General features: G+C 35.8%; 1 protein-coding gene. It reads right to left on the bottom strand.

Features of this window, described 5'->3' with window-relative positions; genetic code table 11:
* The coding region (locus ACYUEX_RS18785; protein WP_460289466.1) for a DDE-type integrase/transposase/recombinase at window positions 1-315 on the bottom strand (315 nt) is incomplete at both ends.

The raw sequence follows: 315 nt of genomic DNA, 5'->3' as shown, positions 1-315 counted from the left end.
ACCTCATCTTTAAAATGTCCGAAGAACGATTCCTGCRGCGCGTTGTCCCAACAGTTACCGCGCCTAGACATAGATTGACCCAAGCCGCAATCTTTTACTAGCTTTTGAAATTTGGGACTTGTGTAATGTGCACCTTGATCTGAGTGAATAAAAGCTTCATTATRAATTTTTACACGTTCTGATTTTTTTAGATTAGTAAGAGTATCTATAACTATATCTAAAGTAAGGCTTTCAGATACGTTGTAGGCTAATATTTCATTAGTAGATGCATCTTTAATGGTCGACAAATAAGCCTTTTTACTCCTATCTTTATAG

This window comes from Clostridium sp. CTA-7 (assembly GCF_054768095.1).
Note: the sequence above shows the minus strand (reverse complement) of the source record. Positions and strands in the feature narration are given on the sequence as shown.